Genomic DNA, 14,767 nt, shown 5'->3' on the forward strand with positions numbered 1-14,767 from the left:
TGCGCCGCTCATGCCGTTGCAGGTGGTGCAGGCAAAGGCGACGATGCCAAAGCCCAGCTGCTCCAACTCGCTGAGCAGCCCGGCTTCCTTCAGATACAGCTCAACGGCCTTGGAGCCCGGCGCCAGCGAGGATTTGACCCAGGGCTTGCGCGTGAGACCCAGGCGATTGGCATTGCGCGCCAGCAAGGCGGCGGCGATGACATTGCGCGGGTTGCTGGTGTTGGTGCAGCTGGTGATGGCGGCAATGATGACGGCCCCATCGGGCATCAGGCCCTGGCTCTCCTGGGCGCGGGCGGCCTGCAGTTTTGCCGCATCGGCAATGCCGCGCTCGGCCAGGGCAGAGGTGGGCAGGCGCCGGTGCGGATTCGAGGGGCCGGCCATGTTGCGCACCACGGTGGACAGGTCGAACTGCAGCAGGCGCTCGTACTGGGCATCGGCCAGGCTGTCGCTCCAAAAGCCTGCGGTGCGCGCATAGGCCTCGACCAGGCGCACCTGGGCCTCGTCGCGGCCGGTCAGGCGCAGGTAGGCCAGGGTCTGGTCATCAATGGAGAACATGGCCGCCGTGGCGCCGTACTCGGGGCACATGTTGGAGATGGTGGCGCGGTCGCCGATGCTCAGGCTGTCGGCGCCCTCGCCAAAGAATTCCACATAGGCGCCGACGACTTTTTGCTGGCGCAGGAATTCGGTCAGGGCCAGCACGATGTCGGTGGCGGTGATGCCGCCCTGGCGCCGGCCCGTGAGGCGCACGCCCACGATCTCGGGCAGGCGCATCCAGCAGGCGCGGCCCAGCATGACGTTCTCGGCCTCCAGGCCGCCCACGCCCACGGCGATCACGCCCAGGGCATCCACATGGGGCGTGTGACTGTCCGTGCCCACGCAGGTATCGGGGAAGGCAAGGCCATCCTGCACGGTCACCACGGGGGACATTTTTTCCAGATTGATCTGGTGCATGATCCCGTTCCCCGCGGGGATCACATCCACGTTGGCGAAGGCCTTCTTCGTCCACTCGATGAAGTGGAAGCGGTCCTCGTTGCGGCGGTCCTCGATGGCGCGGTTCTTCGCAAAGGCATCGGGATCGAAGCCGCCGCACTCCACGGCCAGAGAGTGGTCCACGATGAGCTGCACGGGAACGACGGGATTGACCTGGGCGGGGTCGCCGCCTTCGGCCGCGATGGCGTCGCGCAGACCGGCCAGGTCCACCAGGGCGGTCTGGCCCAGGATGTCGTGGCAGACCACGCGCACGGGGTACCAGGGAAAGTCGATGTCGCGCAGGCGGTGGATCAGCTGCAGCAGGTAGCCGTCCAACTGCGCGGGATCGGCGCGGCGCACGAGGTTCTCGGCGTGGACGCGGGCGGTGTAGGGCAGGCGTGCCCAGGCGCCGGGCGAGAGGGCATCGACGGCGGCGCGGGCGTCGATGTAGTGCAGCGTGGTGCCGGGCAGGGGTTTCTTGTGGGTGTGGTTCATGGGGCGGATGCAATGCGGGCGGGCCTGCAGCCCGCCCGCCTAGGTTCAGGACAGCGGCGGCTCAGGCGCGCGCATCGAGGGGCACGAACTTCTGGTCATCCGGCCCCGTGTAGTTGGCGCTGGGGCGGATGATCTTGTTGTCCTGGCGCTGCTCGATCACGTGCGCTGCCCAGCCGCTGGTGCGCGCGATCACGAACAGCGGCGTGAACATGGCCGTGGGCACGCCCATCATGTGGTAGCTGACGGCGCTGAACCAGTCCAGGTTGGGGAACATTTTCTTGACCTCCCACATCACCGATTCCAGCCGGTCGGCAATGTCGTACATGCGGGTGGTTCCGGCCTCGTCGGACAGGCGCTTGGCCACGCCCTTGATGACCACGTTGCGCGGGTCGCTGACGGTGTAGACCGGGTGGCCGAAGCCGATCACCACTTCCTTGGCATCGACGCGGCGGCGGATGTCGGCCTCGGCCTCGTCGGGCGTGTCGTAGCGCTTCTGGATCTCGAAGGCCACCTCGTTGGCGCCGCCATGCTTGGGGCCGCGCAGTGCGCCGATGGCGCCCGCGATGGACGAATACATATCGCTGCCCGTGCCCGCGATCACACGCGCCGTGAAGGTGGAGGCGTTGAACTCATGCTCTGCATAGAGGTTGAGCGAGGTGTGCATGGCGCGCACCCAGCCTTCGGACGGCCGGTGGCCGTGCAGCAGGTGCAGGAAGTGGCCGCCGATGGAGTCGTCATCGGTCTCCACCTCGATGCGCCGGCCCGAATTGCTCCAGTGGTACCAGTACAGCAGCATGGAGCCCAGGCTGGCCATGAGCCGGTCGGCAATGTCGCGGGCACCCGCCAGGTTGTGGTCGTCCTTTTCGGGCAGCACGCAGCCCAGGGCCGAGACGCCGGTGCGCATCACGTCCATCGGATGGGCGCCGGCAGGCAGCTGCTCCAGCGCCTGCCTGACACTGGCCGGCAGGCCGCGCAGCGCCTGCAATTTGGTCTTGTAGGCCTGCAGTTCGGGGCGCGTGGGCAGCTTGCCGTGCACCAGCAGATGGGCGATTTCCTCGAACTCGCAGACCTCGGCAATGTCCAGGATGTCGTAGCCGCGATAGTGCAGGTCGTTGCCCGAGCGGCCCACGGTGCACAGCGCCGTGTTGCCGGCGGTCACGCCCGACAGCGCGACGGATTTCTTGGGCTTGAATGCGGACGCAGATGGTGCACTTGGCGCAGATGGCGCGTCGATGGTCGTGGTACTCATGGAAGGGTCTCCTGGTTCAGATAGGAATGGGCAATGGCGGCGGGAAGGCCGTTGTGATCGACAGCCACCATCTCGAACAGGCCCTTGAGCACCTGCTCGCAGGCAATGCCCGGTGCCTGGGCCGACGCGGTGACGCAGACCGTCATGGAGCTGCGCCCCACGCGGCTGACCCAGCCGCGCAGGACGATCTCGTGGCCCACGGGCACGGGCGCCAGGAAGTCGATGCCGGTGACGGCTGCCATCACCACCTCGCGCTGCGCCAGGCTGCGCGCTGCCAGAAAGGCGGCCTTGGCCATGAGCTGCAGGCCCTGGCCTGCGAACAGCGTGCCGTGGTGGTTGGCCAGCGCGGGCAATACCAGTTCGCGCAGCTCGGCGGTTCCAGCAGGTGTTGTCATGCTTCGCAATCTACGCAAAATAGCGGCTCAGCCATAGGGCTGAAAAGGCGAATTCTTGCGAAACGAAACCCGCGATATTGCGAATTCTGCGAATAACAGCCACCCGAGGAAACAGGCATGAAGAAGACATTCATGGGCGTCAAGCTGCGCAAACTGCGCGCGGAGCACGGCCTGTCCCAGATCGCCCTGGCCCACGCGCTGGGCCTGTCGCCCAGCTACCTGAACCAGCTGGAGCAGAACCAGCGGCCGCTGACGGTGTCGGTGCTGCTCAAGCTCAACCGCGCGCTGGGCGTCGATATCCAGCAGTTCTCGGAGGACGAGGAAGCGCGCCTGGTCGCCGGCCTGCGCGAGGCCCTTGCCGAGGCGCCCGAATCCATTGCCCTGCCCGAGCTGCAGGAAGTCGCCGCGCAGATGCCCGCCCTGGGGCGTGCGGTGATGGCGCTGCACCGCCGCCATCTGGAAGCCCTGGAGCGCATCGAGAGCATGTCGCTCAGGCTGGGCGATGACCGCTCGGACATGCCGGTGGCGCGCACCATGCCGTTCGAGGCCGTGCGCGATTTCTTCTTTGCGCACCAGAACTACTTCGATGAAGTGGACCGCGCGGCCCAGGCCCTGGCCGGCGAGGCGCGCGCGGACCCGGGCCATCTGGCGGACTGGCTGGTCCGGCGGCTGCAGCAGCGCCACGGCGTGCAGGTGCATCGCTCGGAAGACTCCCGGCAAAGCCAGCGCCGCTTCGACCCGGCCACGCGCTCGCTGTGGCTGTCCTCGGCGCTGGAGCCTGCGCAGCAGGCCTTCCAGCTGGGCACGCAGCTGGCCTTGCTGGAGATGGGCGACACGCTGGACCGGCTGATCGCCACCGCCGCCTTCCAGGGCGATCCGGCGTCATGCAAGCTGGCCCGCGTGGGCCTGGCCAACTATTTTGCGGGCGCGCTGCTGCTGCCCTACGACCTGTTCCTGGAGGCGGCCGAGCAGCTGCGATACGACATCGACCTGCTGGGCCAGCGCTTTGGCGTGGGCTTTGAAACCGTCTGCCACCGCCTGAGCACGCTGCAGCGGCCGGGCGCACCCGGCGTGCCCTTCTTCTTTGTTCGCGTGGACCGCGCGGGCAATATCTCCAAGCGCCAGTCGGCCACGCATTTCCACTTCAGCCGCACGGGCGGCACCTGCCCGCTGTGGACGGTGTACGAGGCCTTCGGCCAGCCCGACCAGGTGCTGCGCCAGCTGGCCAGCATGCCCGATGGACGGCGCTACCTGTGGATTGCACGCTCGGTCTCGCACGGGCAGCGCGGCTATGGTTCGCCGCGCAAGACCTTCTCCATCGGCCTGGGCTGCGACATACGCCATGCCGCGCGCCTGGTCTATGCCAAGGGGCTGGACCTGGGCGATCCGGAATCGGCCACGCCCATCGGCATGGGCTGCAAGGTCTGCGAACGCGACCAGTGCACGCAGCGCGCCTTTCCCTATGTGGGAAAGGCGCTGCATGTGGATGAGAACGCCAGCCGCTTTGCGCCCTATGGCGTAGGCGGCTGACGATGCTGTGGCCCGCGCGGTGCGCGGGATGCGCGGTCAGGCTGCGCTGCGGTAACGGTCGCGCAGGTCGCGCACTTCATCGTGGTTGCGCTGGGCACCCTGTGCCTGGCGCTCCACCACCACGCGCACGGCCGGTGGCAGCGGTTGCTTGAGCGCCTTGCGGTACTGGGCGAGGGCGGAGTCCTCGCCGCGCTCGCATTCCTCCAGCACCGCCTTGTCGTCCTGCGAGGTCAGGGCCGTCTTCACGGACACCCAGCCCCGGTGCAGCGCGCCGGCCACCGTGCCGCCCGATGCCGGCTCTCCGCCGAGCCTGCGGATTTCCGCTTCCAGCTCCCGCGCGGCAGCGCCGCACTCGGTGGAATGGCGCATGAACAGGGCCTTGAGGTCGGGCGAGTCGGCGTTCTCGGAGGAGGTGCGAAAGCCGTACTCGCCATCGCGGCAGGATTCAAGCAGGTCGTTGAGCACGTCCACCACATCGTCGTTGTCGATATCGCCCGTATAGGCGGGGGCGACGATGGTGCCCGTCTCGTCACGGACATCACGGGTGCCTGCGCGCGCCCAGGCGGCGCGGGCTGCGGGACGGGCCTGGTCCCAGTCCAGATGGCTGGCGCCACGGCGCGTGGTCCATTCGCGCTCCCATTCAGCGTCGAAGGCATCGAAGTCGGCATCGCGGCGTGCGGCGGCAGCATTCCAGCCCAGCTCGTAGGCGGGGCGATATTCCTCGTAGCTGCGGCCAGCCACGTAATAGGGCTCGCTCTGGTAGGCATCGCGCCAGTAGGCATCTTCAACCGTGGGGTTCACGGCCTCGGCCGCACCCTTGCCGGCCAGCCCGCCGACCACGGCACCGGCCACGCCGCCCACGGCAGCGCCGATGGGGCCACCCATTGCGCCGAATGCAGCGCCGGTGACGGCGCCGCCTGCTGCGCCTATGCCGGTGCCCACCGGGTGCGCGCCGGGTGCGTCGGACAGCGGGTCACGGTTTGCGGGGTTCGATTGCGTCATGGAATGTGCTCCTTGGCAGTTGAAAGTGATTCCTATGCTGATGGCCGCGGCGGCCGTCCGGCGTGCGCGCTTGCGGCCATGTGCCGTAGGAACGCAGCGCCCTGCCCTTGCGGACATCGCGCCAGTCCCCTGTGGCCATTTTTCGCACCCCGGCACAGGGCAAACACAGGGCAATCGACGTGCCTGCCGGCCCTCCCGCATCGGACTGCATCCGAGCGCATCGGCACGCTCCTACCTCCAGGAAAGTGCTGTGCCCACCCCCGCTGCAAGCCCGCGCAGGCAGGCTTGGTCCATGACCCGGCCACGGTGGCCGGACCCCCTTGGAGATCACCATGCGCACCCCGAACAACACGGCTGCCACCGGCAGCGACACTCCCCAGATCGACCGCAGCGAAGACGCCAGCGCCGACCTGCCCGAAGGCAAGGACATCAACGATCACCTGAGCGCGGAAAAGGATGTGGCCGATTCCATCGCCGAGGCCTCGGCGCACCGTTTCGACGACATGCCGCAGGACGGCCCGCTGAACTTCGACGACGGCACGGACATGGGCCACCCGCGCGGCAACACGCAGCGCGAAGGCGGCACCTGGCAGGCCGAGGGCGCGGACAGCGGCAGCCTCAGGCCGCCCGCCGAAATCCTGTCCGACCCCAACGGCCCCAGCGACCGCAAGAACGGGCGGTGATGCGCCCTCGCACGCCATGAAAAAAGGGCACCCGAGGGTGCCCTTGTTGCGAGGAAACGGCAATTCATCCAGCGCCGCGGTCACCGCCTGGGCCGCCGCCCTTGTTCTGGCGCGTCTGGGCCTGGTTGCCGCTGCCGACATGGGCCTCGCGGTCATGGCGGCTTTCGGGCGTTCGCTGGCCTTCGTTCCTTTGCGTGGGCGGCTTCGCGCCCTGGCGGTTGTGATCGTTCTCCACCTTGCCCTTGCCGGGCTCCTGTCTGTCGCTGCTCATATCGCGCTCCTTGTCTAGGGTGCCGGGCCCCATCGCTGCAGGGCCGGGTTTCCAGTCTAGGCAGCGCGCAAGGCCCAGGCAGCGGGCCATGGGCGCCCGCCGGCGTGGGGCGTCTCCCACAGGGCAAACGACGTGCCTGAGAACGGCGTTCATGCGCGAGGCATCTTTTCGTTCCTGCGCTTTCGGCGTGGTCCCACGGCGGCTGCGCACGGGCGAAGAGACCATGGCCCAAGCGCCGCCTGCGCAGGCCCGCGAATAAAAGGAAGACGCCATGAAAGACAAAACCCCATCCGCATCCAAGTCCTCTGCACCCACACAGGCGAAGCCGTCGGGCGATGGCCAGACCAAGCTGCCCGGCCAGGTGGGCAAGGCGCCCCATGCGCCCGGTGAATCCGATGCAGCCGACGCATCCGAACAAGGCCTGCGCCTTCCGCACGAGCGCGACCAGAGCCTGGACGCCACCAGCGATGCGCCCGATCCGGTGATGCGCCAGGCCCATGACGACATTGTTTCCGGCCAGGTGGATACCGACATGCGGCAGACGCCGGGACTGGATGCCGAGCGGCGCAAGAAGATGGTGCGCAAGCAGCCTTGATTGCACCTGAAGCTCAACGAACTGCTGGCAGCCAACAAGATTGCCAGCAACCGCATGATCGGCATCGAGGGGCTGGACGAGGAGCAGCTGCAGCAAGTGGCAGCCTTCTACGTCAACCTGGCCGCCCGCGCGCGCGAAAGCGGAGCCTGCAAGGAATGCCACTCCATCGACGAGGACGACCCGGCACGGCCCGGCAACTGAGGCGGCCTGCCTGCCCTCCATCCAGGTAGAACCCCATGCCCGACATTCCCGACATTCCCGATTGGCTCCAGTGGCCTGCCTTTGCGGCCTCCCTCATCGGCGCATGGTGGGTGGGCTCGCGTTCCGCCGGGCGGCGCAATGTGGGCTTCTGGATCCTGATGCTCAGCAATGTGCTGTGGGCACTGTGGGGATGGTCCTCCGGCGCCTGGGCGCTGGTGACGCTGCAGGCCTGCCTGGCAATCACCAACATCCGCGGCTCCATCAAGGCCGAGCGTTGAACGCGCCATGCAGGCCGCCTCCCTCCCTATGGCCCGGTGCTGGCGCATGGCCGATCCGCGCACAAGCCGTCGGCTGACGGTCGGTGAACCTGGCACTCGGTACCGTGGTCTTTCCATGGAAACACCCCCACTCCCCGCCCGCAGATTCGCCCTGTTCCTCGACTTCGACGGCACGCTTGTGCCGCTGGCCGAGACCCCGGACGCCATTGCGCCAGACCCCGCACTGATCCCCATGCTGGCCAGGCTGCAAGGCCTGCTGGGGGGCGCGCTGGCCATCGTCACGGGGCGGCAGGTCGAGGTGCTGGACCACTTTCTGGCGCCGCTGCATCTGCCCGCCGCCTGCGAGCATGGCCTGCAGCGGCGGGATGCCGCAGGCCGCCTGCACCCGCAGCCATTGGCTCTGCCAGAGACTGTGCTGCAGTTGTGCAATGCCCTGGCGGCCGATCATCCCCGCCTGCTGGTGGAGCGCAAGCGCTCCTCGGTCGCACTGCACTACCGGCGTGCGCCAGAGCTGGCGGCGCTGTGCCTGGATACGTTGAGCCGCGTACTGCGGCACCTGCCCGGTCTGGAGCTGCTGCAAGGCAAATGCGTGCTGGAGGTCAGGCCCGCGGGCGTGGACAAGGGCCACGCCATTGCGGCCTTTCTGCGCGAAGAGCCGTTCGCCGGACGCACCCCCGTTTTTGCCGGTGACGATGTCACAGACGAGAGCGGCTTTGCCGTGGTGCAGGCGCACGGCGGCATGGCGATCAAGGTGGGCGAAGGCGCAAGCAGGGCACGCCACCGGCTGGACAGCCCGCAGGCCGTCCACGCCTGGCTGCAGTGCGCATGCATGCACCTGGCGGCGCAGACCTGCGCGGAGGCCCTGCCATGAGCCGGCTGGTGGTGATCTCCAACCGCGTGGCCGACCCGGGCAAGGCAGCCGCAGGCGGCCTGGCCGTTGCCATGGGCGATGCGTTGCGGCAGACCGGCGGCCTGTGGTTCGGCTGGAGCGGCACGGTCACCGATGGCCACGCCGCCGCCCCTGCCGGACATGTGCACCGGACCCAGGCAGGCAAGGTCACGCTGGCCACCGTGGACCTGGACCGTGCGGACCACGACAGCTACTACGCGGGCTACAGCAACGGCGTGCTGTGGCCCGTCTTCCATGGCCGGCTGGACCTGGCGAACTTCGACACGGGCCTTGCGGCCGGCTACCGCCGCGTGAACCAGCTGCTTGCGCGCCGGCTGCTGCCCCTGCTGGCGGAGGACGACATCCTCTGGGTGCATGACTACCACCTGATCCCGCTGGCGGCCGAGCTGCGCGCCCTGGGCTGCCGCCAGCGCATCGGCTTTTTCCTGCACATCCCATTGCCCCCGCCGACCCTGCTGGCGGCCATTCCCGAGCATGCATGGCTGATGCGCTGCCTGTTCGCCTATGACCTCGTGGGCCTGCAGACCCGCCAGGACGTGCAGCACTTCGAGCGCTATGTCTGCGAGGAGGCGGGCGGCCAGGCCCTGGGCGAAGGCGCATTCCGCGCCCATGGCCAGCGCCTGGTCTGCCGCGACTTCCCCATAGGCATCGATGTGGAAGGTTTCATGGCGCTTGCACAGGGCGGCGCCTCGCGCGACATGCACGAGCGCATGAAGCACGAATACGCCCAGCGCCGCCTGCTGCTGGGCATAGACCGGCTGGACTACTCCAAGGGCCTGCCGCAGCGCCTGCGCGCCTTCCGGGAGCTGCTGGCCCGTCATCCCGAGCAGCGCCGCCGCGCCACGCTGATCCAGATCGGCTCGCCCACGCGCGAGGGCCTGGACGCGTATGCCGACATACGGCGTGAACTCGAATCGCTGTGTGGCGCCATCAACGGCGACTACGGCGAACTGGACTGGATGCCCGTGCGCTACATCCACCAGACCCTGCCGCGCGAGGGCATTCCGGGCCTGTGCCGCGCGGCGGCCGTGGGCCTGGTCACCCCGCTGCGCGACGGCATGAACCTCGTGGCCAAGGAGTACGTGGCGGCCCAGGACCCGGCCGACCCGGGCGTGCTGGTGCTGTCGCGGTTTGCGGGCGCTGCCGAGCAGCTGCAGGAGGCGCTGCTGGTCAATCCCTACGACGTGCACGGCACGGCCGCCGTGGTGCAGCAGGCCCTGCAGATGCCGCTGCAGGAAAGGCGCCAGCGGCATCAGCGGCTGCTGCAGCGCATTGCCGAGCAGGACGTGCACTGGTGGCGCAAGGCCTTTCTGTCTGCCTTGAAAGAGGCCAGGCCGATGGAGCACAGGGAAAGGGAAGGCTTCGGCATTCCCGTTCCCTCGATCAGGCAGGAGCAGGCACCGCTGCGCCTGGAACTGGCTGCCTGCCCTGCCGACGGCGTGGAACGGGGCACCTGCCGGTCGGTGGTCTCCGACAGGTAATGCCTTCCTGCTCCTGCGGCGCCGCGTTCATCCTCCCGGCACCATGGCATCGCCTGGCGTTTCCCCCATTTTCCAGGCTGCGCAAGGCACGAAAAAGGAAGGTGAGCGGTGATGGCCCAGCACAACGACGAGCACGCCAATGCGTGGACATGCAGCGACACGCTGGCCCAAGCCTTGCGCGGCCATGCGGACATGTCGCCGGCGGACCAATTGGCCCTGCTGGTAGCGCAGGGCGCCGACCGCCTGCCGCTGCCGGGCCATGGTCACACGCTGCAGCGCTGGCGAGCACTGGCCGAAGTGGCTGCCCACAGCCTGGGCCTGGCCAAGCTCTATGAAGGCCATACCGACGCCCTGGCCATCCTGTCCGAACTGCAGGCCGACCTGGCCACCGAAGGACTGCGCTGGGCCGTCTGGTGCGCCGAGCCGCCGGGCGAGCGCGTGCAGGCCACGGCGGCATCTCCCGACGCCACGCAACGCACGACGCTGCAGGCAGGCTCGGCGGTTCGCCTGTCCGGCCACAAGCCCTGGTGCTCCGGCGCCCGTGCCGTGGACCGTGCCCTGGTCAGCGGCTGGCTGGCAGACGGCCAGCGCTGCCTGATCGCCGTCACCATGGACCAGCCCGGCATCCGCAGGGACGACAGCCACTGGCAGGCCGTGGGCATGGCCGCCAGCGCCAGCGCCGATGTGCACTTCGACGGCGCCACCGGCGTGCTGGTCGGGGCCCCGGGCCAGTACCTGAGCCGCCCCGGCTTTCACCATGGCGGCGCAGGCGTTGCGGCCTGCTGGCATGGCGCGGCAGCGCGCATCGCCAGCCATCTGCAGCAGGCCGTCAGTCAAGGCGAGGACCCGCACCGCCAGGCCCACCTGGGCGCGCTGGACGTGGCCCTGGCCAGCGCGGCCGGCCTGCTGCGCGACGCTGCGGCCTGCATCGATGCCACGCCATCGGACCCCTGCCTGCTGGCCGTGAGCCGCGCCCGCCTGGCCGTGGAAGCCGCCGCCGAAGAGGTGCTGCGGCGCGTGCCGCGCGCCATCGGACCGGGCCCGCTGTGCAAGAACAGGGGTCTGGCGCAGCTGATGGCCGACCTGCCCGTCTTCATCCGCCAAAGCCATGCCGAGCGCGACCAGGCCGCGCTGGGCCGCCTGCTGGCCGAGAAGGCACAGGCCTCGCAGGCACCGGGAGGCGCGGCATGGATGCTGTGAAGCCGCGCCTCATCGAGGGCCGGGGCACGCCCGAATCGCGCTGGCAGGCCTGGTTTGCGCAACGCCGGCCAGCGCAGGTATCCATGGACGACCTGCTGGACGGCCGGCGCCGCGCCGTCATCGTCGCGCCGCACCCCGATGACGAGATCCTGGGCTGCGCCGGCCTGCTGCACCGCTGTGCCGAGCGGGGCATGCCCTGCCTCATCGTCTCCGTGACCGATGGCGGAGCCAGCCACCCCGACTCGACGCTGTGGCCGCCGCAGCGTCTGGTGCGCGAGCGCGTGCAGGAAAGCACTCAGGCCCTGGCCCTGCTTGCGCCGCAGGCGCTGGTGCTGCGGCTGGGCCTGCCCGACGGCCATATCGCCGAGCATGCCGCGCAGTTGCTGCAGCGGCTGGAGCAGTTGCTGCAGCCCTCGGACGCGCTGCTGTGCACCTGGCGCGAAGACGGTCACCCGGACCACGAGGCCACGGGACAGGCCTGCGCCACGGCGGCCCGGCACACGGGCTGCCGGCTCTTCGAGCTGCCGATCTGGGCCTGGCACTGGGCCGAGCCCGGCGACACGCGCGTGCCCTGGCACCGCGCCGCCGCCATTGCGCTGGCACCGCAGGAGCTGGCGCTCAAGCGCAAGGCCCTGTCGTGCTTTCGCAGCCAGCTGCTGCCAGACCCGTCCACGGGCCGCGACGCCGTCCTGCCGTCCTGGGCCACGCAGCGCCTGCTGCGTCCGTTTGAAGTGGTGTTTCTATGAACGGCGCCAGGCAACACTTCGAGCAGATGTACCAGGCCGACCCCGACCCCTGGCAGGTCGCATCGCGCTGGTACGAGCGGCGCAAGCGCGATCTGCTGCTGGCCGCCCTGCCGCGCGAGCGCTATGCCCACGGCTTCGAGCCCGGCTGCGGCAATGGCGAGGCCACGCAGCGCCTGCTGCAGCGCTGCGACCGGCTGTGCGCCGTCGATTTCTCGGACATGGCCGTGCAGCTGTGCCGCCAGCGGATTGCGCCGCAGGACCGCGCCCGCCTGGACCTGCAGGCCCTGCCCCTGCCCTGGCAATGGCCCCAGGTGCCACAGATGCCGCAGCAAGGCTTCGATCTCATCGTGGTCTCGGAGCTCGCCTACTACTTCGACGACGCGGCACTGGCGCATTTCAACCGCCAGTGCCTGGCCTCGCTGCAGGGCGGCGGGCACTGGCTCATGTGCCACTGGCGGCATGGGGCGCACGATCACCTGCAGACCACTCGCACCCTGCATGACAGCGTGTCGGCCCATGCGCAGCTGCACTTGCTGCTGAGCCACAGAGAGCCGGATTTCCAGCTGGACATCTGGCAGAAAACCCCTGAAAGGACGTACAGATGATCGGCGTGTGCATCCCAGCCCATGACGAGGAAGACCTCATAGGCCGCTGCCTGGACAGCGTGTTTGGCGCGGCCGCCCATGCCGACCTGCAAGGCGAGACCGTGGCCGTCGTCGTGGTGCTGGACAGCTGCCAGGACGCCACCGAATCGGCCGTGCGCCGCTGGCCCGCCATCCCGTTGCCGATTGCCGCGCGCAACGTGGGCAAGGCCCGCGCGCTGGGGTCGGAGTACCTGCTGCTGCTGGGCGCCCGCTGGCTGGCCTTCACGGATGCCGACACCACGGTCTCCCAGAGTTGGCTGGCAGACCAGCTGGCGCTTCAGTCCGACGTGGTCTGCGGCACGGTGCAAGTGGCCGACTGGTCGGCCCACGGCGTCCAGGCGGACACGGCGCGGCGGCACTTCGAGACCACCTACACGGACCGCGACGGCCACCGCCACGTGCACGGCGCCAACCTGGGCATCTCAGCCTGGCACTACCGCCAGGCCGGCGGGTTCGACGCACGCACCTGCGGCGAGGACCAGGACCTGGTGGACCGCCTGGCGGCCGGCGGCGCCCGCATCGCCTGGTCGGCCCGGCCCCGGGTGATGACCAGCGGCCGCGCCTACTCGCGTGTGGCCGACGGTTTTGCCGGTGCGCTGCGCCAGGGATGGGCCCTGCCCGGCAACACGCCGCCTGAGCTGCCCGTGCTCCAGGGCGCCCTGGCGCAGCAGGCCCTGGCCCTGCCTCAACCGCAGGCCGGCTCGTCCACGCGGTAGCAGTCCCTGAGGAACACCGGCAGGTCGTTGGCCGGCGGCACGAAGGGCACCTGGTACATCATGTCGCTGACAAAACCACGGTGGTAGCTGCCGTGGTTCACCACGTGCAGCACGATCTGCTCGCGCGTCATGGCGCCCTGCCCGCCGCCCACGAACTCGAAGTGCACGACCTTCGCCAGGTCTTCGTCCGGGCATGCGTCGACGAACTCCACATACCAGCGGTCCATTGCCTGCACGGATTCCCACAGCGCCTGCAGCGTGGGCGTGTGGTCGGTGTTGCGCATCGTGTAGCCATGTTTGCGGCCCTGCAGGTGGTGCCTGAAGATGTCCTCCACCACAAGGACGTGGTTCAGCGTGCGCACCATGTTGCCGAAGCTCGTGGGGCGCTGCTTCAGGGCCTCGCCTTCGGGCAGCTCCATCACGCTCTTGAAGGTCAGGCCGTTGGCCCAGGCCTTGTAGCGCACCAGCATTTTCAGGTTGGCCCTGGCCGATGAGACGGGAGCGCGCGGGCTCTCTTGGATCGCTGTCATTCGTGGTTTCTTTCGGTGTGGATCAAAGGCCGCTCAGTGCGCCTTCGACATGGGTGCGCGCAGTGCCGCCCACCCAGACCTGGCCCGTGCCGTCACGGGTCAGGAAGATGCGGCCGTCACGGCCCAGACAGCGGCCCTGGGCGGCAACATAGTCGCTGTCCATCACCCCCGTCGCAAACAGCCACTGCGCCAGCGAGGCGTTGAGGCTGCCGGTGACGGGGTCTTCGACGATGGCGCCCTGGTGATCGGAGAAGAAGGCGCGCACCTCGCAGGCGGCAGGGCTGGCACCGCTGGCATAGGGTCCCACCACGCCCACGTCCATGCGCGTGGGCCACTGCCGGGCCGGGTTCAGCGCCAGCACCTTCTCGGCCGAGGCCAGGCGGATGCCCAGCCAGCCGGGGCCGTTGTCTATCCACGAGGCGCCCTGCACCTCTTCGGCAGTGATGCCCAGCATGCGCAGCGCGGCATCCAGCTCATCGGCGGTGGGCGCGCCAAAGCGCAGCATGGGCGGCGCGGCGAATGCCAGCCGCCCATGCTCCTGCCGTATCTGCACCAGTCCCGCCCCGCACTCCTGGACGATGTGGCCTGCGTTCTTGGGCGCACCGCGCTGGGACAGCCAGGCATGGCAGCTGCCCAGCGTGGGATGGCCGGCAAAAGGCATCTCCCGGTCCAGCGTGAAAATCCTCACGCGGTAGTCGGCCTGCGCCTGCGTGGGCGGCAGCAGGAACGCGGTTTCGGAGAGGTTGAACCAGCGCGTCAGCTGCTGCATCTGTGCAGTGGTCAGCGCCTGCCCACCGGTGATCACGGCCAGCGGATTGCCAGACAGCGGGCCGCTGGCGAAAACGTCGACCATATGAACGGCAATGCTCATG

At 69.0% G+C, this 14,767-nt stretch carries 18 protein-coding genes; 11 read left to right on the forward strand and 7 right to left on the reverse strand.

Annotated features, from left to right (window positions below):
• The 3 genes from acnA to DA1_RS17505 all read right to left on the reverse strand — a co-directional run.
• A partial coding sequence (acnA, locus tag DA1_RS17495; RefSeq protein ID WP_155737655.1) for an aconitate hydratase AcnA occupies window positions 1-1,464 on the reverse strand: 1,464 nt, incomplete at its 3' end.
• Between the two features lie 61 nt (window positions 1,465-1,525).
• Window positions 1,526-2,713 (reverse strand): bifunctional 2-methylcitrate synthase/citrate synthase, encoded by a 1,188-nt coding sequence (gene prpC / locus DA1_RS17500; RefSeq protein ID WP_034397254.1) that lies wholly within the window; start codon window positions 2,711-2,713, stop codon window positions 1,526-1,528.
• Window positions 2,710-3,108: an acyl-CoA thioesterase gene (locus DA1_RS17505; protein ID WP_034397255.1), complete on the reverse strand. Its 399-nt coding sequence runs from the start codon at window positions 3,106-3,108 to the stop codon at window positions 2,710-2,712. The genes prpC and DA1_RS17505 overlap by 4 nt, the downstream gene beginning before the upstream one ends.
• 117 nt (window positions 3,109-3,225) lie before the next feature.
• Between DA1_RS17505 and DA1_RS17510 the strand changes: the two genes are divergently transcribed.
• Window positions 3,226-4,638: a short-chain fatty acyl-CoA regulator family protein gene (locus DA1_RS17510; protein WP_034397257.1), complete on the forward strand. Its 1,413-nt coding sequence runs from the start codon at window positions 3,226-3,228 to the stop codon at window positions 4,636-4,638.
• Between the two features lie 36 nt (window positions 4,639-4,674).
• Here the strand turns inward: DA1_RS17510 and DA1_RS17515 are convergent, their stop codons facing one another.
• Entirely contained in the window at window positions 4,675-5,640 is a 966-nt protein-coding gene (locus DA1_RS17515) for a ferritin-like domain-containing protein (protein ID WP_034397259.1), read from the reverse strand.
• A 332-nt stretch (window positions 5,641-5,972) separates the two neighbouring features.
• Between DA1_RS17515 and DA1_RS17520 the strand changes: the two genes are divergently transcribed.
• Window positions 5,973-6,323, forward strand: coding sequence for a hypothetical protein (locus DA1_RS17520; protein WP_034399005.1), 351 nt, complete (start codon window positions 5,973-5,975; stop codon window positions 6,321-6,323).
• Window positions 6,324-6,387: 64 nt separating this feature from the next.
• Here DA1_RS17520 and DA1_RS17525 read toward each other — a convergent pair whose 3' ends face one another.
• Window positions 6,388-6,594 (reverse strand): hypothetical protein, encoded by a 207-nt coding sequence (locus tag DA1_RS17525; RefSeq protein WP_013800491.1) that lies wholly within the window; start codon window positions 6,592-6,594, stop codon window positions 6,388-6,390.
• A 271-nt stretch (window positions 6,595-6,865) separates the two neighbouring features.
• Here DA1_RS17525 and DA1_RS17530 point away from each other — a divergent pair, with 271 nt between their 5' ends.
• The 9 genes from DA1_RS17530 to DA1_RS17570 all read left to right on the forward strand — a co-directional run bounded on the left by DA1_RS17530 (window position 6,866) and on the right by DA1_RS17570 (window position 13,365).
• Window positions 6,866-7,189 (forward strand): hypothetical protein, encoded by a 324-nt coding sequence (locus DA1_RS17530; RefSeq protein ID WP_013800490.1) that lies wholly within the window; start codon window positions 6,866-6,868, stop codon window positions 7,187-7,189.
• The gene (locus tag DA1_RS17535) at window positions 7,190-7,390 is read left to right on the forward strand and encodes a low affinity iron permease family protein (protein WP_230590944.1); all 201 of its coding nucleotides are present in this window, start codon (window positions 7,190-7,192) and stop codon (window positions 7,388-7,390) included. It begins immediately after the preceding gene.
• Window positions 7,391-7,434: 44 nt separating this feature from the next.
• Window positions 7,435-7,668, forward strand: a complete 234-nt coding sequence (locus DA1_RS17540) for a hypothetical protein (RefSeq protein ID WP_013800488.1) — start codon at window positions 7,435-7,437, stop codon at window positions 7,666-7,668.
• Between the two features lie 115 nt (window positions 7,669-7,783).
• Window positions 7,784-8,539 (forward strand): trehalose-phosphatase, encoded by a 756-nt coding sequence (gene otsB / locus DA1_RS17545; RefSeq protein ID WP_230590945.1) that lies wholly within the window; start codon window positions 7,784-7,786, stop codon window positions 8,537-8,539.
• The gene (locus DA1_RS17550) at window positions 8,536-10,059 is read left to right on the forward strand and encodes an alpha,alpha-trehalose-phosphate synthase (UDP-forming) (RefSeq protein ID WP_034399012.1); all 1,524 of its coding nucleotides are present in this window, start codon (window positions 8,536-8,538) and stop codon (window positions 10,057-10,059) included. The genes otsB and DA1_RS17550 overlap by 4 nt, the downstream gene beginning before the upstream one ends.
• A gap of 111 nt (window positions 10,060-10,170) precedes the next feature.
• A complete protein-coding gene (locus DA1_RS17555) occupies window positions 10,171-11,259 on the forward strand; it encodes an acyl-CoA dehydrogenase family protein (RefSeq protein WP_034397264.1) in 1,089 nt (362 codons plus the stop codon).
• The gene (locus DA1_RS17560; RefSeq protein WP_034397266.1) at window positions 11,247-12,005 is read left to right on the forward strand and encodes a PIG-L deacetylase family protein; all 759 of its coding nucleotides are present in this window, start codon (window positions 11,247-11,249) and stop codon (window positions 12,003-12,005) included. Before DA1_RS17555 ends, DA1_RS17560 begins: the two co-directional genes overlap by 13 nt.
• Entirely contained in the window at window positions 12,002-12,610 is a 609-nt protein-coding gene (locus DA1_RS17565) for a class I SAM-dependent methyltransferase (RefSeq protein ID WP_034397268.1), read from the forward strand. Before DA1_RS17560 ends, DA1_RS17565 begins: the two co-directional genes overlap by 4 nt.
• On the forward strand, window positions 12,607-13,365 hold the full coding sequence (locus tag DA1_RS17570) for a glycosyltransferase family 2 protein (protein WP_034397270.1): 759 nt from the start codon (window positions 12,607-12,609) through the stop codon (window positions 13,363-13,365). Before DA1_RS17565 ends, DA1_RS17570 begins: the two co-directional genes overlap by 4 nt.
• Here DA1_RS17570 and DA1_RS17575 read toward each other — a convergent pair.
• The gene (locus tag DA1_RS17575) at window positions 13,335-13,895 is read right to left on the reverse strand and encodes a DinB family protein (protein WP_034397272.1); all 561 of its coding nucleotides are present in this window, start codon (window positions 13,893-13,895) and stop codon (window positions 13,335-13,337) included. The two genes, DA1_RS17570 and DA1_RS17575, sit on opposite strands and share 31 nt — an antisense overlap.
• A gap of 22 nt (window positions 13,896-13,917) precedes the next feature.
• Window positions 13,918-14,766 (reverse strand): PhzF family phenazine biosynthesis protein, encoded by an 849-nt coding sequence (locus DA1_RS17580; protein ID WP_034397274.1) that lies wholly within the window; start codon window positions 14,764-14,766, stop codon window positions 13,918-13,920.
• Window position 14,767: the final 1 nt, after the last annotated feature.

The sequence above is a fragment of the Delftia acidovorans NBRC 14950 genome (assembly GCF_001598795.1).
GTDB classification, from domain to species: domain Bacteria; phylum Pseudomonadota; class Gammaproteobacteria; order Burkholderiales; family Burkholderiaceae_C; genus Comamonas; species Comamonas acidovorans.